Source organism: Chryseobacterium sp. SIMBA_028, assembly GCF_046535285.1.
Classification (GTDB): Bacteria; Bacteroidota; Bacteroidia; order Flavobacteriales; family Weeksellaceae; genus Chryseobacterium.
Genome location: NZ_JAWRWZ010000013.1, coordinates 37,480 through 59,780 on the forward strand (window position 1 = coordinate 37,480; position 22,301 = coordinate 59,780).

20 protein-coding genes are annotated in these 22,301 nt (G+C 36.7%); 13 read left to right on the forward strand and 7 right to left on the reverse strand.

Features of this window, described 5'->3' with window-relative positions:
• Window positions 1–55 precede the first annotated feature (55 nt).
• The 11 genes from ppk1 to SCA31_RS17455 all read left to right on the forward strand — a co-directional run bounded on the left by ppk1 (window position 56) and on the right by SCA31_RS17455 (window position 14,447).
• A complete protein-coding gene (ppk1, locus tag SCA31_RS17405; protein ID WP_410698247.1) occupies window positions 56–2,128 on the forward strand; it encodes a polyphosphate kinase 1 in 2,073 nt (690 codons plus the stop codon).
• A complete protein-coding gene (locus SCA31_RS17410; protein WP_410698249.1) occupies window positions 2,125–3,009 on the forward strand; it encodes an exopolyphosphatase in 885 nt (294 codons plus the stop codon). The genes ppk1 and SCA31_RS17410 overlap by 4 nt, the downstream gene beginning before the upstream one ends.
• A gap of 173 nt (window positions 3,010–3,182) precedes the next feature.
• On the forward strand, window positions 3,183–3,836 hold the full coding sequence (locus tag SCA31_RS17415) for an NAD-dependent epimerase/dehydratase family protein (RefSeq protein WP_410698251.1): 654 nt from the start codon (window positions 3,183–3,185) through the stop codon (window positions 3,834–3,836).
• On the forward strand, window positions 3,833–3,982 hold the full coding sequence (locus SCA31_RS17420; protein ID WP_410698253.1) for a hypothetical protein: 150 nt from the start codon (window positions 3,833–3,835) through the stop codon (window positions 3,980–3,982). Before SCA31_RS17415 ends, SCA31_RS17420 begins: the two co-directional genes overlap by 4 nt.
• A gap of 143 nt (window positions 3,983–4,125) precedes the next feature.
• Window positions 4,126–7,164: a choice-of-anchor I family protein gene (locus SCA31_RS17425; protein ID WP_410698255.1), complete on the forward strand. Its 3,039-nt coding sequence runs from the start codon at window positions 4,126–4,128 to the stop codon at window positions 7,162–7,164.
• Window positions 7,165–7,330: 166 nt separating this feature from the next.
• Entirely contained in the window at window positions 7,331–7,720 is a 390-nt protein-coding gene (locus SCA31_RS17430) for a DUF3060 domain-containing protein (protein WP_410698257.1), read from the forward strand.
• A gap of 165 nt (window positions 7,721–7,885) precedes the next feature.
• Entirely contained in the window at window positions 7,886–8,293 is a 408-nt protein-coding gene (locus SCA31_RS17435) for an HYC_CC_PP family protein (protein WP_106914964.1), read from the forward strand.
• 69 nt (window positions 8,294–8,362) lie between these two features.
• Complete coding sequence (locus tag SCA31_RS17440; RefSeq protein WP_410698259.1) at window positions 8,363–9,748, forward strand: TolC family protein; 1,386 nt, start codon at window positions 8,363–8,365, stop codon at window positions 9,746–9,748.
• A gap of 14 nt (window positions 9,749–9,762) precedes the next feature.
• On the forward strand, window positions 9,763–12,915 hold the full coding sequence (locus tag SCA31_RS17445) for an efflux RND transporter permease subunit (RefSeq protein WP_410698261.1): 3,153 nt from the start codon (window positions 9,763–9,765) through the stop codon (window positions 12,913–12,915).
• Window positions 12,916–12,927: 12 nt separating this feature from the next.
• Entirely contained in the window at window positions 12,928–14,010 is a 1,083-nt protein-coding gene (locus SCA31_RS17450; RefSeq protein ID WP_410698263.1) for an efflux RND transporter periplasmic adaptor subunit, read from the forward strand.
• A gap of 8 nt (window positions 14,011–14,018) precedes the next feature.
• Entirely contained in the window at window positions 14,019–14,447 is a 429-nt protein-coding gene (locus SCA31_RS17455) for a hypothetical protein (protein ID WP_410698265.1), read from the forward strand.
• A 123-nt stretch (window positions 14,448–14,570) separates the two neighbouring features.
• On the opposite strand, the gene SCA31_RS17460 is transcribed toward SCA31_RS17455, so the two are convergent.
• Window positions 14,571–14,819, reverse strand: coding sequence for a NifU family protein (locus SCA31_RS17460; protein ID WP_045500144.1), 249 nt, complete (start codon window positions 14,817–14,819; stop codon window positions 14,571–14,573).
• 48 nt (window positions 14,820–14,867) lie between these two features.
• On the reverse strand, window positions 14,868–15,974 hold the full coding sequence (locus SCA31_RS17465; protein WP_410698267.1) for an Mrp/NBP35 family ATP-binding protein: 1,107 nt from the start codon (window positions 15,972–15,974) through the stop codon (window positions 14,868–14,870).
• Window positions 15,975–16,123: 149 nt separating this feature from the next.
• Between SCA31_RS17465 and SCA31_RS17470 the strand changes: the two genes are divergently transcribed.
• Window positions 16,124–16,579 carry a hypothetical protein gene (locus SCA31_RS17470; RefSeq protein WP_410698269.1) on the forward strand — a complete coding sequence of 152 codons (456 nt, stop codon included), beginning with the start codon at window positions 16,124–16,126 and terminating at the stop codon, window positions 16,577–16,579.
• Between the two features lie 9 nt (window positions 16,580–16,588).
• On the opposite strand, the gene SCA31_RS17475 is transcribed toward SCA31_RS17470, so the two are convergent.
• Window positions 16,589–18,931: a TonB-dependent receptor domain-containing protein gene (locus SCA31_RS17475; RefSeq protein WP_410698271.1), complete on the reverse strand. Its 2,343-nt coding sequence runs from the start codon at window positions 18,929–18,931 to the stop codon at window positions 16,589–16,591.
• 204 nt (window positions 18,932–19,135) lie between these two features.
• Here SCA31_RS17475 and SCA31_RS17480 point away from each other — a divergent pair, with 204 nt between their 5' ends.
• The gene (locus SCA31_RS17480; RefSeq protein WP_410698273.1) at window positions 19,136–19,555 is read left to right on the forward strand and encodes a hypothetical protein; all 420 of its coding nucleotides are present in this window, start codon (window positions 19,136–19,138) and stop codon (window positions 19,553–19,555) included.
• 99 nt (window positions 19,556–19,654) lie between these two features.
• On the opposite strand, the gene SCA31_RS17485 is transcribed toward SCA31_RS17480, so the two are convergent.
• From SCA31_RS17485 to SCA31_RS17500, 4 genes are all read right to left on the reverse strand, one after another.
• Window positions 19,655–20,116: a hypothetical protein gene (locus SCA31_RS17485; RefSeq protein ID WP_410698275.1), complete on the reverse strand. Its 462-nt coding sequence runs from the start codon at window positions 20,114–20,116 to the stop codon at window positions 19,655–19,657.
• A 124-nt stretch (window positions 20,117–20,240) separates the two neighbouring features.
• Window positions 20,241–20,528 carry a hypothetical protein gene (locus tag SCA31_RS17490; RefSeq protein ID WP_410698277.1) on the reverse strand — a complete coding sequence of 96 codons (288 nt, stop codon included), beginning with the start codon at window positions 20,526–20,528 and terminating at the stop codon, window positions 20,241–20,243.
• Between the two features lie 7 nt (window positions 20,529–20,535).
• On the reverse strand, window positions 20,536–21,543 hold the full coding sequence (locus tag SCA31_RS17495; protein WP_410698279.1) for an RHS repeat domain-containing protein: 1,008 nt from the start codon (window positions 21,541–21,543) through the stop codon (window positions 20,536–20,538).
• A 188-nt stretch (window positions 21,544–21,731) separates the two neighbouring features.
• Window positions 21,732–22,301, reverse strand: a complete 570-nt coding sequence (locus tag SCA31_RS17500; protein WP_410698281.1) for a hypothetical protein — start codon at window positions 22,299–22,301, stop codon at window positions 21,732–21,734.

Below are 22,301 nucleotides of genomic sequence, written 5' to 3' on the forward strand. Positions count from 1 at the left end.
AATAGAGTCAGAAACTTTACGAATTATTATTTTTGATAAAATATATACATTTAGAATGTCATTACACTTTAATCCACGAGATATTACATGGCTTGCCTTTAATGAAAGGGTTTTACAGGAAGCCATGGACGAAAAGGTTCCCTTGCATTTAAGAATACGCTTTCTTGGAATTTTCTCCAATAATCTGGATGAGTTTTTCAGAGTGCGTGTTGCCGGATTAAAGCGTGCCATGGATTTTAAGGAAAAAGTCATTGCAGAGTCTTTTTATCAGCCTCCTTCCAAGATTCTTCAGAGAATCAATGAAATTGTAATGAGGCAGCAGTTGAATTTTGACAAAACCTGGAAAAATATTCAGGCTGAAATGGCTGACCATAAGGTCTTCATCAAAAATTCTAAAAACCTAACCGCAAATCAAAAGGAATTTGTAAGAAGATATTTCGATGAGGTAGTGGAATCCAACGTAATTCCTATTCTTCTTCACGAAAATACCCCAATGCCCTACATGAGAGATAAAAGTCTCTATCTGGGTGTTGCCATGAGAAAAAAAGACTGGCAGTATTCCAGTAACTACGCCATTATTGAAATTCCGTCACGTTTCGTAGGAAGATTTGTACTGCTGCCTACTGAAGATCCTGAAGAAAAAAATGTAATGCTTCTGGAAGATGTAATTACATTCAACCTACCCCATATTTTCTCTTATTTCGGGTATGATGAATTTGCAGCAAATGCATTTAAAGTAACAAAAGATGCTGAACTGGATCTGGATAATGACATCCGTACCAACTTTGCAGAAAAGATAGAAAAAGGACTCAAAAACCGAAGAAAGGGAAAACCTACCCGATTTGTTTTTGACAAGGATATGGATAAAGCCTTACTGGAACTTCTTATCCGAAAATTGAATTTAACAAAAAAAGACAGTATTATTCCTGGGGGAAAAATTCATAATTTCAAACATTTCATGGATTTTCCTGATGTTTTTGAAACCTATGCACGACCCGTGGAAAGGACTTCTTTTACCCATCAGGCATTTGAACATGGGGAAAGAGTAACAGACGTTATTTTAAAAGAAGATGTACTGCTTACATTCCCTTACCATAAATACAATCCTGTTATTGACCTTCTACGTGAAGCAGCAATGGATCCGGATGTAAAATCCATACAAATCACGGCTTATCGACTGGCGAGCAGTTCAAAGATTATCAATGCATTAATCTATGCAGCAAGAAACGGTAAGGAAGTTACTGTAATGCTTGAACTTCAGGCAAGATTTGATGAAGAGTCCAACCTGGAATGGAAAGATATGCTGGAACCGGAGGGAATTACTGTTCTTGTAGGTCTTCCCAACAAAAAAGTTCACGCCAAACTTTGTATCATTAAAAAAAGAGCACATAACAAGACTATTCAGTATGGGTTTGTAAGTACCGGAAATTTTAATGAAAAAACCGCCAGAATCTATGGAGATCACTTGCTCCTTACTGCAGATCGCGGGATCATGGCAGACATTAATAAAGTATTCAATGTACTGAAAAAACCAAAGGATGATTATCTTCCGGTATTGAAAACTTGTAAAAATTTAATGGTTTGTCCGCAGTTTATGCGTGAGAAGATCGTTCATCATATTGACAAGGAAATTGAAGAGGCTAAAGGGGGAAGAAGAGCCGAAATTATCGTAAAGGCCAATTCCTTAAGTGACAGACTATTGATTGAAAAACTATACGATGCAGCCAAGGCCGGAGTGATCGTAAAATTGATTGTACGAGGAATCTACTGTGTCATTAACCAGAAAGATTTTAAGGAAAAAATTAAGGGTATAAGCATCGTGGATGAATATCTGGAACATGCCAGGGTAATGTATTTCTATAATAAAGGTGCGGAAGATATGTATATTTCCTCTGCCGACTGGATGACCAGAAACCTTGATTACAGAATTGAAGCGGCTGCCAAGATCACAGATAAAAATCTTAAAAAGGAACTAAAGGATATTCTTGATATCCAGCTTAGGGATAATGTAAAAGCAAGAATACTGGACAAAAAACTAAGCAATGAGTACATAAGAAACGACAAAAAGGAATGTCGTTCACAAATAGAAACCTATAAATATTTAAAGGCTAAAACGAGCAAAAAATGAAGATAGCAGCAATAGACATAGGAAGTAATGCAGCCAGACTTCTGATTAATGAGGTAAAAATAAATAATAAAAAAACCGAATTCATTAAACTCAATCTCCTGAGGATCCCTCTGAGACTGGGAATGGATGTCTTCACCATCGGAAAGATCGGCGAAGAAAGAGAGAAAATGGTCATTGATTCTATGAAGATATTCAGTGATCTGATGAAAATCTATAAAGTAGATCATTACAGAGCCTGTGCCACCAGTGCCATGCGTGATGCCACCAACGGAAATGAAATCATAGAAAGGGTAAAGGAAGCCTCCGGAATTAATATTGAAATTATCACCGGAGACGAAGAAGCCACCCTTATTTATGAAAATCATGTAGCAGAGGGACTTGACAAAGATTTTGCTTATTTATACATTGACGTAGGAGGTGGATCTACCGAACTTACATTTTATGAAAACGGTAAAATGGTGTACGAAAGATCTTTCAATATAGGAACCATCCGTCTTCTTAACAATCTTGTCACCGAAGATAATTGGAAAGAGATGAAAGATGAAATCAAAGAAAATATTGTCAGCAAAAAACCAATTGTAGCCATTGGGTCAGGAGGAAATATCAATAAAGTATTCTCTATGAGTAAAACCAAGGATGGAAAACCCATGTCCTCTTCTCATTTGAAAAAAGTGTACAAAGAGTTCAACGAGCTTTCTGTAGAGGAAAGAATGACAAAGCATAGCCTTAGAGAAGATAGAGCTGATGTATTGGTACATGCCTTGAATATTTTTAATAATGTGATGTTCTGGTCGGATATCAACAGAATATTTGTTCCGAAGATTTCTGTTGCAGATGGTTTAATTCAGAACATCTACAGCCAGTTACAGCATAAAATATAATTTTAAAAACATAATTATTTCAAAACCGGACAATCTATTGTTCGGTTTTCTTTTTAAAGATGATAGTGAAAGCGGACTGAAGTTTGCTCCTATTGAATTGAATTTACTTTTTTAATGAAAATTTAAAGTAAAATCTCCTTACCAAACGTCTTACAATTATCAATAGCAAAACAATGAACCCAATCAAAATAATTCTTACAGGGGCTACAGGAATGGTGGGCGAAGGTGTTTTAATGGAATGTCTTGAGAATCCCAATATCTCTGAAATCCTTAGCATCAGCAGAAAACCATCCGGAAAAAAGCACCCTAAACTTAAAGAATACCTTGTTTCTGATTTCTTATCCATTAACTCCAATGATGAAAATCTAAAAGGTTATAACGCCTGCTTCTTTTGTGCCGGAATAAGCAGCGTAGGAATGAATGAAGAAGATTACACCAAAATTACCTACGATACCACCATACATTTTGCCGAAGTTGTTCTACACCAAAATCCTGAAATGGTTTTCAACTATGTTTCAGGGGCCAGCACAGACAGTACAGAAAGTGGCAAGGTGATGTGGGCAAGAGTAAAAGGCAGAACTGAAAATGCCTTAAAAAAAATGAATTTCAGAGGCGCTTACAATTTCCGTCCCGGATTTATGAAACCTGTTGATGGCCAATTGAATGTAAAATGGTTTTTTAAACCTTTTATTTGGATTTTTCCTATTTTTTTACCGTCAAAATCATTAACTTTACACGAAGTGGGTAGAGCAATGATTAATGCTGTGAATAAAGGATATCCTACCTCAACTTTAGAAATTCGAGATATTAAAAATTTAGCGATATGAGAGACATGTTAAAAAGAATTGTTCTGGTTATTTTTGTACTCTTACTTCTGACTGCCGTTTCAGGATTTCTCTATATGCAGAAACATCCCCTGGAAGGTGGAAAATCAGGAGCAATTTTAAATTTTTCCGGTAAGCCTGCAAAATAACTGAATCCTAAAAATACATGAGTCTATCAGTAATTTTATATTTTATCAGAAACAAACCTATTTTTTAAACATTTCTTAAAATTCCATTAAAATAGTTGCGAAACATAAAGTTCATTTTTGTATTCATCTAACTGAAGTAAAAAATGATCAACAACTACTTATTAAAAGGGTCTGTTATAGCTGCGTTCTTTTTACAGAGCGGACTTTTCGGACAGACACTGATTCATTACTGGAATTTTAACAATAATACATCCTCAGCCTCCATCACTACACCATCATCTACGTTGGCGAATGGTTCCCTTGCAGCCATAGCAGGAGGTACAAGTGTGATAGATTTTGCCAACGGTACCGGACAAAATTTTAATATTGATAATTTAAATGCCAGAAACGGCGATGCGTCAGGAACTCATTTACGATTCAACAATCCGATAGGCGGAGCATTACAGTTCAATTTGCCGACCACAGGATATAATAATGTTGTCGTAAAGTTTACCACCAGAAAATCAACGCAGGGTGCCGGAACACAATCCTGGTCTTATACCACGGATGGAACAACTTTTGTGCCCTATCAAACGGTTACCCCGCAGGATGCCAATCCTCAATTAATTACTTTTGATTTTTCTGCCGTTGCCGGAGTTTCCAATAATCCCAACTTTAAATTAAGGGTGGAATTCTCGGCAACAGGAGGAGGAGCCGGAGGTAATAATCGTTTTGATAATTTTACGGTGGACGCCAATCCTGCCGGAGGTATTGACACCACTCCGCCTACCACAACCTATCTTCCCTCAAACAATACCAATAATGCCTCTACTACTGCAAATCCTACTATTTCCTTTAATGAAAATGTAAGACTTATAGATAATTCTGCGATTAACGATTCTAATGCACAAAATCTTGTTGAACTTCGTCTGGGGAGTTCTACAGGTACACCAGTTCCCTTTACCACCTCTTTCAGTAATAACGTCATCACTGTAATCCCTACTTCCGGCTTAATTTCGGGCCAAACTTATTATCTTGCACTTAAACCCAATACTGTAGAAGATTTCAGTGACAATGCAGTAGCTACAATAAGTTCAAGCACGTTTACCACTGCCGGAACATCCATTTCTCTTGATAAAAACTTTATAAAAGTTAATGAAAATATAGGAAATCTGGCCTTTAAGATTAATGTAGCCAATCCCTCAACAGCGACAGTGAATTTAGTTGTGAAACCTGCACCCTTTAGTACTGCGGACAGTAATGACTTTACTTTAGCCAATCAAACCATCAATATCAATTCGTCTACAACAAGTTATACGGTTAATATTCCTATTATCGATGACACATTGGAGGAACAAAAAGCGGAATATTTTGTGGTAAGCCTTGAAAATCCAACAGGAGCAACAATTTCGGGGGATCATTCAGCAACGGTTTATATTGTTGATAATGATAAACCAGCTCCTGTTCCATCCAATCAGATACAATTGAACTATATCGGAAGCTTTGATCCATCCGGAAATAATAACAGCTCTACGGAAATTGTGGTTCATGATAAGGCTACGCAGCGACTGTTTACCATCAGTTCTATTACAGACGTTTTTGATATTATTGATTTTAGCAGCCCTGCAACACCATCCGTTATTAAAACTGTAAATATGGCACCTTATGGAGGCATCACAAGTATTGCCGTAAAAGATGGAATTATTGCGGCAGCTTCTCCTAATGCCAATCCGCAGCAAAATGGATCGGTTGTTTTCTTTGATATTAACGGAAACTTTCTGAAACAGGTTACTGTAGGTGCTTTACCGGACATGATTACTTTTACTCCTGACGGAACAAAAATCGTTACAGCCAATGAAGGAGAGCCTAATGATGCTTACACTGTAGATCCTGAAGGGACGATCAGTATTATTGATATTTCGGGAGGAATTAACAACCTTGCTCAAACTGATGTGACCACCTTAAACTTTAACAGCTTTGATTCTCAGGTTGCTGCCTTAACAGCTACCGGCTTAAGAAAGGTAAGAACAAATAATACTTTATCTCAGGATCTGGAACCGGAATATGTTACGATAAATCCAGACAGCAAAAAAGCATGGGTTACCCTTCAGGAAAATAATGCCATCGCTGAGGTTGATCTTATGACCAAGACTATAGCCGGCATCTGGGGGTTAGGTAAAAAGGATATGAGTCTTCCGGGTAACGGTTTTGATGCTTCAGACAATAATGGAGAGGTTCTTATTGCCAACTGGCCCGTAAAAGCTTATTATATTCCTGATGCCATACAAAACTATAAGGTTGGAAATACCAATTATATCGTAACCGCCAATGAGGGAGATGAAAAGGATCTTTCCGGATATAGTGAAAGAACAACGGTAGGTGCCAACAACTATACATTAGACCCTGTTATTTTCCCTAATGCCAGCCTATTAAAAGCTTCACATAATCTTGGACGATTCAGGGTATCATCAGCTACCGGAAATACTGATGGGGATGCAGATTTTGAGGAAATTGCAGCCTTGGGAGCACGTTCATTCTCCATCTTTAATGCGGATACAAGACAACAGGTTTATGACAGTGGAGACCAGTTTGAAAGATATATTGCAGCCAATCACCCCTTAATTTTCAATGCTGATAATGAATCCAACACGGTTAAAAGCAGAAGCCGTGCAAAAGGCCCAGAGCCGGAAGGAGTAGCGTTGGGAGTCATTAACGGACAAACGTATGCTTTCATCACATTGGAAAGAACAGGAGGAGTAATGGTCTACAATATCACAGATCCAGGTAATCCTACTTTTACAGATTATAAACATTCCCGTTTAACTTCAGCATATGGAGGCGACAACGGCCCTGAAGGAATTATTTATATCGCCCCTGAAAATACCACAACCAATAAAGGGTATGTCATCATTGCCAATGAATTGAGCGGAACCTTATCTATGTATGAAGTGGCTATTCCTCCTACGTTAGGAACCGATGAAATAACCTCAGAAAAAGCAACTTTCAATGTGTTCCCAAATCCTGTGAACAAAGGAAATACATTATATTTCAATAGAAAACAGGACTACGAATTATACGATATGTCAGGAAAACTGATCGGAAAAGAGAAAAATGCTTTAACAATATCTACTTCAACCCTTTCTACAGGAGTTTATCTTGTAAAAACCTCGGAAGGACACCTGAAGAGAATTATTGTAAAGTAGGTTATATTTTACTATTTAATTGAAGCTCCCTTTTGGGGGCTTTTTTGTTATTCGGTCTTATTATACGAAGATTTTTTGTTCAAAATTATCATCATTTAACTTTTGATTAACAAGGAGAAAATTATTTTATATCTATATTTATCCCGAACAAAAACCAAATTCAAAAATGAAAAATATTAAGACGGCTGCTATTTTAGCCCTACTATTCTTAGGAACTGGTAAAGCTTTTTCACAATCCAGAAAGACAGAATCTACCAAAGGCGTAGAACAGTCTGACAACAAAAAAATACAGGTAGAAGGAGTAGGTCATAAACTCAATTATACCCTGAATGGAGGAACAGTTGAGGTAGAAGGAGGTGATAATACCGTAATCATCAAGGGAAGTGCAAAAAAGATTTCTGTTTCAGGAACCGGAAACAAAGTATATATTGATAAAGTAGACAAAGTGGCCATCGAAGGTGGGAACAATACAGTGTACTACAAATCTGCGGGAACAAAAACAGGAAAACCTGAAAGTGCCCTTACTGGTGTAGGAAATAAGGTCGTGAAACAATAAAAAAATCAGTAAAAACAAGGCTTGGATTTTGTATTCATCCAGGCCTTTATTTTTTAAATACATTATCATTTCATTTTGTGGAGAAGCTTTTTCCTTAAAAATATAAACTTCCTCCATAATTATATAACACGTTCGCTCTTATTCATTCTAATTTTATCCCGCGAAATGAAAAGAGTCTTTCACATACTGTTTATCCTCCTTTACATCGTAGTTTCCTCAGGGTTCACTACCAGCAGACATGTTTGCAAGGGAAACTCAAGTGAAATACATCTGGGTCTTAAAAAACTTTCTGATCTGGACTGCCCGAAATGCAGTGCCAACAAAGAAAGAAATCATGGCAAATGCTGTAAGCTGGAAGTAAAAAAAATCTGTAAAGAAGATAATCTTCCTCATTCTTACAAAAATTCACCGGTAAAGTTCTTATCAGCATCCATTCCGTATTATAATCTGGGGACCGTATTTGATCAGGCAGTAGCTATTGATCCTGAAAACAATCCTTCCTATTTTGATCCCTCAAAATATCACCTCAATTACCCCTCCCTTTTCATTCTTCATTGCGTTTATAGAATTTAGAATACATTGAATCATACTCTGATCCCGATGGGGACAACTATTTTTCAATTTTAATTCTAAAAATATTCTATGAATTTATCATTCAGAGCACTCATCTTATGGCTGGGCTGCCCTGCCCTATCCTTTGCTCAATTCACGAGCTTAGAGGATGTACTTCTCAGGGCCGAAAAAAATTACCAGTCCATTCAAAAAAAAGAAATCAATATAAAGGCCTCCAATGAAAGGCTTCAACTTCAAAAAACCTATTATCTTCCGGAGGTTACCCTAATGGCTCAGCAGAGTTTTGGGACCATCAATGCTCAAAACGGTCCCATGTACAATATGGGAGGATCTGGAATTGCCTCTACTTCCATGCCTTTGGCAGAACAAAACTGGAATGCCGGATTCGGAAGTTTATATCTGGCCAATATCAATTGGAATGTCTACACTTTTGGAAAGCTTACCACAAAAGAAAATGTAGAAATAGCTGATACAGAACTACAAAAAGCAGACTTAAAACAGGAGGTATTTCAACACCAGATAAAGGCGGCGGCGGCATATTTTAATCTTTTGGTAAGCCAGCGTCTTGAAAATGTACAGCACGAAAATCATAAACGTTCAGAGGTCATTTATTCCATTGCTCAGGCAAGGGCCAACAGCGGATTGATCCCTGAAGTAGATGCCTCTCTGGCAAAAGCAGAAATGTCTGGCGCTCAAACGGCGATCATCAATGCCAATGATCATGTGCTGGAATACAATAAAAAACTGGCAGACCTGCTGGCAGAAAATTTTAGTGATTATCAATTAGATCATTATTTCAGTAAGAATATGCCTTACTTGATTCCGGAAACCTCATCCTTAGATAGCCATCCCAGCACTCTTTTTGTGGCTCAGAAAATCAATAAAAGTAAACAGCAGGAAGCTTATTTACACACAGCAAGCTTACCTTCTATTTCTCTTTTTGGTACATTTCAGGGACGTGGATCTGGTTTTGCGTCAAATTATGTTCAGGATAATTCCGCCTACTCATCATCTTATTTGAAAGGAATTGGAGTTGACCGAATGAATTATATTGTAGGGTTTAACCTTAGCTGGAACCTTACTGACTTTTACAGAAACAATTCCAGAGTAAATGAGCAGAAATTACTTACAAAAGCATTGGATTTTGATTATCAGCAGCTCCAGCAGGAACTTCATAATCAACAGAACCTTTCGGAGTTGAAGTATAAAAATGCGGTAACAAAAGTAGCTGAATCCAAAATACAACTACAGGCTGCTACAGATGCCTTTCATCAACAAAAAGCGCTGTATGAAAACGGATTAACCACGATTGTAGACTTTACACAGGCTTTGTATCTTCTGAACCGTGCTGAAATTAATTATGAAATTGCCCAGAATAATTCCTGGCAGGCTATCGTACTTATTGCAGCCTCTAAAGGAGATATTTCCATGATTACAAAAGCAATTACCCACTAACCAAAAATTTACACATGAATCTTATAAAGTTTGCATTACGCAGACCAATATCTGTAATGGTATTGGTATTAGGGCTGTTGTTTTTCGGAATCAAGGCTGCTAAAGAAGTTAAGGTAGATATCCTTCCTGAGATGGATCTTCCTGTAGTGTATGTTGCCCATTCCTTTAATGGATATACTCCTCAGCAGATGGAAGGATATTTCACCAAAATGTATGTGAATATGCTTCTGTTTACCAACGGAATCAAAAGTATTGAATCTAAAAATACCCAGGGACTTACCCTGATGAAAGTCAATTTTTATGAGGGAACCAATATGGGAGAGGCCATTGCACAAATCAATGCGCTATCTACCCGTTCGCAGGTATTTTTACCTCCTGGAGCACCGCCTCCCTTTATTATTCGTTTTGATTCTTCTTCACAACCGGTAGGACAACTTGTTTTCCGAAGCAATACAAAAACAAATAATGAACTACAGGATATTGCCAATTTCAATGCCCGCCCTTTCCTGATTGCCATTCCGGGATTGACTACTGCTCCACCGTTTGGAGGAAGCCCGCGTACCATAGAGGTCAACGTGAATCCCATTAAACTGCGTGCCCATAATCTATCTCCTGAGCAGGTAGTAGAAGCCATCAGCAGGAATAACATCACTTCCCCTTCAGGAAATGTGTATATAGGAGAAACTAATTATCTCACTCCTACGAACAATACAGTAAAAAAGGTTGAAGAACTTGGAGATATTCCTCTTTTTAAAGGAACAGCGGATAATGTTTATGTTCGGGATGTAGCTACTGTAAAGGACGGAGCAGATGTTGCCACCGGCTATGCATTGATCGATGGAAAACGTTCTGTATATATCAATATTGCCAAAGCCAGCAATGCCTCTACTCTTGAAGTCGTTAATAAGCTGAAAGAATCATTGCCGAAAATTCAGAGAAATATGCCTGATGATGTACAGATTTCCTATGAATTTGACCAATCGGTTTATATTTCAAGTGCTCTGAAAAGCTTAGCTGTTGAAGGAGTTTTGGGAGCTTTACTGACCGGGCTTATGGTGATGCTTTTTCTAAATGACCGCAGAGCTGCATTGATTGTTATTATGACCATTCCTATCTCCATTATTTCGGGGGTATTATTTCTGAAACTGTTCGGACAATCGATTAACATTATGTCCTTATCCGGACTTGCTCTTGCCATAGGAATTCTGGTGGATGAAAGTACAGTGACCATTGAAAATATTCACCAGCATTTTGCAATGAAGAAGACCCGCGCACAGGCCATTTGGGATGCTTGTAAGGAAATCGCTTTCCCGAAATTGCTGATCATGCTTTGTATTCTCGCTGTATTTGCTCCGGCATTCATGATGAGTGGTATTCCGGGGTCATTATTTATGCCGTTGGCAATGGCAATAGGTTTTTCGATGATTGTATCCTTTATTTTGTCACAAACTTTTGTACCGGTAATGGCCAACTGGATGATGAAGCATGATCCTAAAACCTGTGAAAATCATAAACCGAATTGGTTTACCCGTTTCCGTGACCGCTTCACTGAATTTCTATCTTCTCTCATGAAACGCAGAAAGGGTATTGTAAGCCTAAGCCTCGTCACTGTTTTGTGCATTGGATTCGGACTGTATCAAGTGACCGGAAAAGATGTATTACCTACTGTAAACTCACGACAGTTTCAGGTTCGTATAAAAGCAGCGGAAGGAACCCGTATTGAAGTCACTGAAATAAAAGTCAAAAAATTCCTTGAACATCTGAAAAATAAGGTTGGAAAAGACAATATTGCCATTTCTTCTGTATTTATCGGACAACATCCATCTACGTTTGCCGTAAGCCCCATCTACCTTTATAATGCAGGTCCTCATGAAGCTTTAATGCAGGTTGCCCTGAAGAAATTTAATGGTAATTCCGATGAACTAAAGGATGAACTGCGAACGTATTACAAGGAAAAGATGCCTGATGTTCAGATTTCTTTTGAACCTATTGAATTAACTGAAAAAATTCTAAGTCAGGGAACAAACAATCCTGTCGAAATAAGGATTTCAGGAATGATGAAAAAGATGAACCGTATGTATGCAGAAAAGCTTTTAGCCAAAATCAAAGAAATTGAATACATGCGGGATCAGCAAATCCCACAATCTATGAACTATCCTGGCTTACAGATTAATATTGACAGGGTAAAAGCGGCCCAATTGGGACTGGATGCTCAGGATATTGCCAAATCTTTGGTAACGGCCACTGCTTCTACCCGCTATACCAATAAGAACTTCTGGGTGGGAGGAATGATGGGTATTGCCTATGATGTGCAGGTACAGACTCCTCAAAATATTCTGAACAGTAAAGAAGAATTGGCCAATATTCCGTTGTCCAAAAACTCTGACAGACCTGTTTTGGGAGATGTTGCCACCATCACTTCATCAAAGGAATTGGGAGAAAGCTACAATCTGGGAACAATGGGGTACACCACGGTTACAGCCAATCTCCATAAGACGGATCTGGAACAGGCTTCCAAGGATGTAAAGAAAGCCATTGAATCCCTTGGTGAACTTCCGAAAGGAATAAACATTGAGGTTTCCGGAATGGCTCCTGTATTGGATGAAACCATGAACAGCCTTTCTTCCGGACTTCTCATTGCAGCAGCGGTAATTTTTCTGATGCTGGCAGCCACTTTTCAGTCTTTCCGTGTTTCACTGGTTATTTTAACAACGGTACCGTTTGTTATTGTAGGATCACTGACATTATTGAAGCTTACAGGCTCTACCCTGAATCTTCAGTCGTACATGGGATTAATCATGTCCGTTGGAGTTTCCATTGCCAATGCTGTTCTATTGATCAGTAATGCAGAGTCCATTCGAAAATCAACAGGAAATGCATTAGAGTCTGCTATTGAAGCGGCAAAACTCCGTATCCGACCCATCATTATGACGACATTGGCTATGGCTGCCGGAATGCTTCCCATGGCGATAGGTTTCGGGGAAGGCGGAGATCAGGTATCACCGCTGGGACGTGCCGTAATTGGAGGACTTATTTTCTCAACGTTCTCTGTTCTGGTTATTCTTCCGCTTGTTTTCGGATGGATACAAAACAATGCCAGTATCATTTCCCCTTCTTTAGATCCTGAAGACGAAGAAAGCATCCATTATTCTAATTCCAACTTATAATTTTTACATTCAATGAAAAACCTATTATATACCGCCACCATCCTGAGCCTTATGATGATCCCGGCATCCTGCAGCAAAGAAAAAACCGCTCCCAAACAAGAAATGAAGCCCATGATGATGAACCCCATGGAAACGATAACCATTAAAAAAAGCAATCCAAAAGTGGAACTTAAACTTCCCGGAGAGCTGGTTCCCGATCAGGAAACAGCATTATTTGCTAAAGTGCAGAGCTACGTAAAGAAGATTAATGTAGACATTGGAACCTATGTAAGTGCAGGGCAGGTTCTTATGGTTTTGGAAGCTCCGGAAATACAATCTCAGGCAGCCAATGCCAAAGCCAAATGGCAGGCACAGGAAGCAATATATACCTCAACAAAGGCAAGTTATGAAAGAATGAATAGGGCCAACGAGACCAAGGGTGCCATTGCAAAGGATGCGCTGGACCAGATTACAGCCCGAAAACTCTCCGAGGCTGCTCAGGTAAACGCAGCAAAATCAGCGTATCACGAACTTCAGGATATCAACCGTTATCTGGTGATCCGCGCTCCTTTTAGTGGAGTCATTACGGAACGAAATGTAGATCTGGGAGCCTATGTAGGACCTATGGGAGGAACTCCGCTCATGGTTATTCAGAATACATCAAAGCTACGATTGAGTTTATCTGTTTCCGAGGCTAGTGTTCCTTACCTTAATGTGGGAGATACCATTTCATTCAGGGTAAATGCGATTCCTGAAAAAAGCTTTAAAGCCAAGATCTCCAGAAAATCGGGTTCTTTGGATCTTAAACTGCGTTCAGAGAAGATAGAAGCCGATTTCGTGAATCATTCTAAGGAATTAAAACCATTTATGATAGCAGAGTCCATGATTCCTTTACAGAATAAGGAAGCAACATTTTTCATTCCAAGATCTTCTGTGGTAGAAAGCAATATGGGAGTTTATATCATCAAAAAAGAAAATGGAAAAGCAAAGTTTATCCCTGTCAAAAAGGGCAGAATCCTGAATGATACCATCGAAGTGTTCGGAGAATTGTCAGAAGGAGACCACATCATTAAAAAAGGAAATGAAGAAATTTTAGAGGGAAGTTTAATTAAATAATATCAATAATGAAAGCAGTATTTAGAAACCCATGTATCATTCTTTTCAGTGCAACCGTTTTGTTTGCTTGTAATAAAGAAAAGGAGACAATAAAAAATGTGGAACCTATGACCACACAGAAACCTCAACCTACAGCTTCCGGACAGTATGCAAAAGGCAGCCATGTTCCGAATGAAACTGTCTGCATGGTGAATAATGCCTATATGGGCAAAAAACAAATGGAAGTTCCTCACAACGGCAAAATGTACTATGGTTGCTGTGAGATGTGTGTAAAAAAGATTCCAACGGATAAAACTGCCCGAGAAGCTATTGATCCGTATAGTGGAAAAACAGTGGATAAGGCGGATGCCTATATTGTAATGATCAGTGATGAGGGCGAAGTGGCTTATTTTGAAAATGAAGAGAACTATAATAAATTTCTGACTCAAAATTCATAATTATATTTTTCAGGTTAATTGTTTTAGGGCTTGGTAACTTATGGTTATCAGGCTCTTTTTATAGGAAACAAAAAAGACAGGCCTTGTATAAAAGCCTGTCTCTAAAAATATCTCAGATATAATTTATTCTACGTTTACTACCTTTTCAATTTCCGGTGCATGTTGTTTAATTGTATTTTCCACGCCTAGCTTTAGGGTTGAAAAATTTAACGAGCATCCAGAACAGTTACCCAGAAGTTTTACAAAAACCTGATTATCTTTCACGTCAATAAGCTCTATATCACCTCCGTCTTTATTCAAAAACGGTCTGATGCTTTCTAAAGCCTCCATTACTCTTGTTACTGTATCTTCGTGCGTTATGTTTGTTTCCATATTTTTTCAGTTCAATTCGGTTTTTTCAAATTTGATTGAAAGTTATTATTATTTTGCTTTTGGTGAGCATCCTGCCATTGTAGAGATCTTTACTGCTTCAGTGGGCGGAAGACTTTTATTTCTTTCTACCAGGCTTTCTACCATCTTTCTTGCAGTTTCAGTGTAGATTTCTGAAATTTTAGAACCTTCCTGAAGCGCTGCCGGTCTTCCCACATCTCCTGCTTCTCTGATGCTTTGGATCAAAGGAATCTCTCCTAATACCGGAATTCCAAGATCTTCTGCAAGATATTGTGCTCCCTGATTTCCAAAGATATAATATTTATTCTCAGGAAGTTCTTCCGGTGTAAAATACGCCATATTTTCGATTAATCCAAGAACCGGAATATTGATGCTTTCCATCTGGAACATTGCAATCCCTTTTCTTACATCTGCCAAGGCAACATGCTGAGGGGTACTTACGATCACCGCACCTGTTACAGGCACCTCCTGAATGATTGACAAATGGATATCACCTGTACCCGGAGGAAGATCTATTAATAGGAAATCCAATTCACCCCAAGCCGCATCTCTGATCATTTGATTCAATGCTTTTGAAGCCATTGGGCCTCTCCAAACTACTGCCTGGTTTGCTCCGGAAAAATATCCTATTGAAAGCATTTTCACACCATAATTCTCAATAGGCTTCATCAGGCTCTTTCCGTTTACTTCTACAGAAACCGGTTTTTCACCTTCTGTATCAAACATGGTAGGAACTGAAGGACCATAGATATCAGCATCCAATAATCCTACTTTAAAGCCCATTTTAGCCAATGTTACTGCCATATTTGCAGAAACGGTAGACTTCCCTACTCCTCCTTTACCGGAAGCAATAGCGATAATATTTTGAATTCCGGGAATTTGTTTACCCTTGATCTGACTTTGCTGAATTTCACTAGGTTCTGGGGAAGAAATTTTAAGTTTTAAATGAATATCTTCTCCAAACTCACTGGCAAAAGCCTGCTTCATTGCAGCTTCCAGTTTTTTCTTTTCGTGCATTGCTGGCGAATGAGCAGTCATGTCAATATAAACATCATTACCCATTATCTGAAGATTATTCACCAAATCGTCTACTTCTATTTCTTTAAGGAAATCTTGAACCTTTTCTTTCGTCAACATATAAATATAAATTGTTTACAAATTTACGGATTTTTTCGATAATTTAGAATCAATAAAATCTATAATATCAGGTGATAAATCAGATCGTTAAAAATTTTGTTTATTCTATTTTTTATCCTGACTTATAATCAACCTCCAAAACAAAATCTATGGAACCCACTGCTTATCCATCCAAATACGCTTCTCCCAAAGGAATCTTCACTGTTGGGAAAACAAGATTTAAATGGTATAATCTGGCAAAAGATCCTGCTGAGGTTTCTTCACAGGATATTCATCATGCTAAAATATGTATTGAAAATGCCCAGGAAAATTTTCAAAATAGGGATGATCTTGGATTTATCATCATGCATCGATGTGGGGAAAACTATCTGCTTTTGGTCTGCACATGGCGCAATGACAATGAATTATGGGAAAGCGTTTACTATGACGGCTCAGGTAATTTTAAGGTATGGGATAGAAATAAAACCCATCTCCCGACGTATTGTGTCTGGGAAATGGGAATAGTTTACCATGAGTCCCAGGCATGGAAAAAGTACCTGGGAACTGCAAGGTATGAAAGTCATAAGGTGGAATATCTTAATAACTTTTTTGAAGGTGAGATCTGATTTCACGAATCAATTCGCCCTGTATTTTTCATCGAAGTCTACATTTCTGCCGGCTCCTTTCACTTTTTTATTTCCAAAAGTATAGGTTGCAGATAAGGTAAATCTTCTGGCGTCATAATAATTGTTGTAGGAGTGAGTGCCTGTGGAATAATAAATTTCCCCTATACTTCTTGATTGCTTGAAAATATCAGACACTGTTGCATTGATCTGGAGATTTTTGTCCATAAGGCTTATTTTAAGGCCAGAGGTAAAGTTTCCTGCAAAATCCATATACACATTTCCGGAGTTAGATGGCAAACGGAACCAATAGTTAAGAATCAATTGAATTGTTTTACTTTTATTCAGGGAGAGATTATTCTGAAAATTAAAATCATAGGCGTATCCTTTTTTTGACAAAGCATCGGTTGCAAAGACCTCAGTGCTCATATAGGACACATCCGCAGAGTAATTGGCTTCCCAAAATTTCAGGAATGTATCCGAATAATTCAGGGTAATCCCAATATTATTCTGATTATAAAAATTGAAGAATGTACTGGTTCTGCTCTCTCCGGACAGGCTTGCTACCTGACCAAATGCATCCAGCGTTCTCTGGAAATAAACAGAAGTCGATAACTTCCCTTTATAAACGTGTGAAAATTCAAAATTATGATTGATTAATGGCTTCAATAAAGGATTTCCGGTGAAGTAAGAATTAATATTGATATACCAGCGATACGGATTGATGGCACGGAATCCCGGTCTGTCGATCCTTTTGGAATAGTTCAGGTTAAATGTATTATTTTCGTCACTTTTATAGGCTATATAAGCGGTAGGAAAGAATTTCCCATAGGAGTTTTCTGTTTGTTGCCCCGATGTTAGAGAGTTTCCATTGACTGTAGAATACTCATAACGAAGTCCGGCTTTTGCTGACCATTTTTCGTTGAATGATTTTTCAAAGCTTATGTAGGCTGCATAGTTTTTCTCATTATACTCAAACTCATTACTCTTTAAAGGGTCTGTACCATAACTTCCATTATTCAGATTCTGATAAAAAATACTTGAATTATTATCAAAATTGGTGAACTTCACCCCTGCTTCTGTCTTTACAAACTGATAAGGCAGCGTAAGATCTGCCTGCCCAGAATATATTTTATAATCCACCATGGATGGGGACTTTACCACAAAACTATTCCCTGAATTTTCCGTTGTGGTAAAATCAATGATGTTCTTAGGGTTGTTGGAAAAATAATTTCCTGTGATGCTTAGTTTATTATCCTGTTTTCCAAATTTAAGGTCGTAATATCCACTTACCGTATGCTGAATGGTTTTTCCTCTGTGTTCCGCATCGGTAGATAAAGTACTGCTATATATTTTATTCTGAAAATAGTCTGAGGTATTCTCAATATCCATATTGGAATGTCCAAAGCCATAGTCATAAATAAATCCGACATTGGATTTTTCCCCCAACTGATAATCAATACTTAGGTTAGCTCCCAGACCATCCCCAAAATCTCTTCTGTCATCATGACTTTTAAGTCCCTCTGCTCCTTCTATCCAATAGTTTTCAAAGGAATGTCTTTCGTATTTATTTTGTCTTAATTTCAGGGAAGAACGCAGTTTTTCATTTTGATAATTGACCGTTGCACTGTTTGAAAATGCGGTGTAGGTCTGCTGTTGAAGACTTGTTGTCAGGCTTCCACTCCATCCAAGGTTTTGATTTTTCTTAAGAACAATATTGATAAGCCCGCTGTTCCCCTGCGCTTCATACTTGGCCGGAGGTGTGGTAATCACTTCAATTTTTTCTATATTTTCTGATCGGAGGCTTTTAAGATAGGTAACAAGTTCGGAGGCTGAGAGGTTCAGGATTCTTTCGTTAATCATTACTGATACTCCACTTTTTCCGGCAATTGAGACGCCTGCGTTATCGTCTACCTTTACCAAGGGGGTTGTTGCAAGGGCATCTGCTCCATCCATCCCTTGTGATGCCACGGAATTGCTCACATTAAAAACCAGCCTGTCTGCTTTTCTCTCGATCAGTTTTTTTCTGGCAGTAAGGGTAACCCCTTCAATCTGTTTTTCATTTTTTCTCTCGATAAAAAAATCATGCTTTACATCACCATTTACCATAACATCCATGCTGGATATTTCCGTACCCTCCTGTATTAATTTTATATTGTAATTCCCATTTTCAAGAAGCTTCAGCGCGTAATTTCCCTTTTCATCTGAAATGGCAGTCTGCTTTTTCTGATCCTTTACTGCTATCACCTCAACATAGGACACTGAACTTCCAGCTTGAGTAATTTTTCCGGTCACCGTCTGAGAAAATAAGGCCATTGGCAACAATATCATCGCTGAAAGTAGTGTTCTCTTCATTTCTATGGTTGTTTTTAATAGAACAATCCACGGCTTTTATTTGTTACATGGCATCATCTATTTTTAAGGTTAGAACCAATTCTATAGTTATTCTACAATCCCTAAACTTCTTGTAAATATGCTCTAGATAAATGTATCTTTATAGGCAATTCGCTTTGTTTAAAGTGATAGGAATGATTGACTGAAAAAATTTAAATAAAACATATGAAAGTTATAGCTTTATCAGGAGCAGAAGACACTGGAAAGTCACATACAATTAATATTGCATACTCTTTTCTGCTTAGGGATGGATATGTACAGGTCCCCGGGAATTTCAGGGTTTTGGGAAATTCTAATAATAAAGACTTTACCGATATTTTGGAAAAAGAGGGTAAGAAAGTTGGCTTTGTAGGAATGGGTGATTATATCAATGGAGCAGGCAAGAGCTTAAAAAGCTTACTTGAGGAACTTGAATTAAAAGGTTGCGATACAGCGCTATGTGCAGCCAGAGATAATCCGAGGATTTTAGCAGCGATACAGGCATATCCAGATCATATTATTATAGAAAAAACACGTTCTACAGGTGAGGAAAATAATAGAATTGTGAATACTCATGATGCGATTGTCATGATTTCTCATATATAGTTTTGGAGGTAAATCATTTGTCCATTATAGGTTCTTAAATCACCTTTTAAAAGTAGTTTATAAAATAGCAAAGCCACTAAAATCTATGGCTTTGTTATTTTAATCTATTTCCAATAAATTTATTTCTCGGAAATTTTCAATATGATTTAGAAATCTAGTTTTTGAAAGAATATTTAATATATCTTTTGGAAGACTTTCTAATTTCAATGGTTCATTAGGACTGGCCACTAAATGATAATGAGAATCTAAAGAATTATTTAAACCTGTTTTATCATAAGAATAAAGACCTTTTTTCGTCATAGAAACGTAGTCTTCTAAATATCTTTCATCAACTCCTGAACCAACTATCTTAATTAATAAACGGTCTAATTCGGAATTGACCAAAACCTCTGAGATTTCAGGTAAACTCCTAAAATAATTGACTAATACATGATGTTCTTCTTTAGATCCTGCTACCGAATCGGGTAATTTTCCACCACAAGAAGTCATAAATCCTATATATTTACCATCTGTAAAAAAACAATCAATATCTAAAGTTTCTTGCTCTATTTCTGTATACATTAATATTATTTGTTAAAAGTTGTTTTACAATCAAAACCTATAAAAATCAGAATAGGAAAATTCTTATTCCGATTTAAGTGTTTTTGAGTTAGTAAACTATTTAGCCTTTTTCAGGATTAGTTATTTATAATAAAAATTCGTCAATAAAATTTTCATCTTCATCTAAATATAGAATATAAGAGCAAATACGTCTATTGTGATTATCTTCAACATCTATATCTATTTTATATGTATTGGTAAAATAATTATGTCTATTATACAAAACATAGCAAACTGATTTTTCTATAAAATGTAAGCTACCATTATTATATAGTTCTTTTAATTCAGTATCTAAATCCTCATTTTTAAGAATTTCGTTAACATTCTTTAAGGCATACTTAAAAAATTTCTTGATATCTATTTTACTTATCATAATCTGGTTAGTGTCTCATTATTTTATCAAATACAATATGCCCATTTTCTAATGGGTTTCCATAAATTCTTATATCTCCTCCTTTATCCAATATTTTAAGTTTATATGTATATCCTGTAGATTTAGCTTCGCTTTCTGTTAATTTTATTATTCCTATATTACCTTTTGGAGCAACAATTCCTTTTGTTAGTGCGTGCTTAAATTTTGCTTGTAATAAAGGGTCTAAGGAATTAAAAACTTTTCTTACAATCCAGCCAGACGTTTTTTTAGCTTCTTTTTCTGCAAATGATTTTCCAACATTTTTTCCTACTGCCCTCAAAGAACTTTTTAATGGGCCTCTACCTATATCCGGCATTTCAAGCAATATCATAGTATCTTCATCACTTGTCGGCATCTTTCGTTTGTTTGGCCCCGAATCAAATAAAGAAGCAAAACTAAAACCATTACCATATCTAGTATTGTAATAAAAATCTACATATCCCTGGTTTACTTCATAATTAGAATTTCCATCTAAAATAGCTTTATTAGAATCATAGTATCTAGCATAAGTTTTTGCTTTTGCAAAGTCATGTCCATTAACTAAAACAGTTTCATTAACTCCATCATTAATATTTACCTCTTCTCCTGTTCTTTTATGCTTATAAATTGTTGCAATTGTTTCAGGTTGTTGGGCAATCATCCCTGTCGGGTCATTATAAAAAATAGGATTATTATCTGCATAACTATAGGGTTGTAAAGTCGTTTCAGATAGAGGATCGTGTACACCCCATCTTCCCAAATCCGGCATATACATTCTTGCTCCATAATCATACATTCCTGTCTCCTGTAGCTCCTTGCCATTATACTTATAATTCTTATAGCTACCCACTCCAAAGAATGCATTACCTGTCTTCAAATGGTTCATCCCAAAAGGATAATAGTCGTTGGCATCTGTAATTTCCAGAGCTCCTACATTATTTCTACCAAAGCTTACCCTCACGTTTCCAAGGTGATCCTTGTACTGGTAAATATACATTTTTCTTTGAATTATAATATTCTAAGCCAAGTACACCTGAAAAGTAATTTATAATCAAAAAACTATAAAAACAAAAATCAGAGTAGGAATTTTCCTACTCTGATTTAAGTGTATTGTGTTATAAAACTAATCAATATTTTTCAGGACTAGTTATCAAATCAAATTCACAGACTTTGTGCAATAGGGTATTATTTAAACTTTGTAATGACATATTTACCTGTGTAATCATCAAATGAAATTAAATAATTATCCAAATACATTTTATATAATATTGTTTGAACTTGGTTCAAGGCATTATCTTTTGGATAAAAATAGAAAGTTTCTTCATTTACTTTTTTCAAATATTGTTTTTCTACATGATGATTAGAAACTTGAATTATTTTACTATCTAAACTAAATATTATTGTTTCATATTTAGTTATTTGATTAATTTTTAAATTAATTTTTTGATTTAAAGCATCATACAAAAAATCATAAAAAGTTTTATAGTTATTTTTATAATAATTACTATAAATATCTTGTAATTCTAAAGCGTTTATACATAACATTTTGTTATTCTCTAATTTCAAGTATAATAAAAGAGTTGCTTTCTCTGTAATATAGGATAGAGTAAGATCGCCTTTATTACTTTTATCAATGCTTGATATTTCTTTAATCAATGTATCATTAATATGAATTTTTGATTTGGAACAAGAATTCAAAATAAACACAAAAAATAACAAAATTATTTTAATATTAATTTTTAATGTGGATTTCAT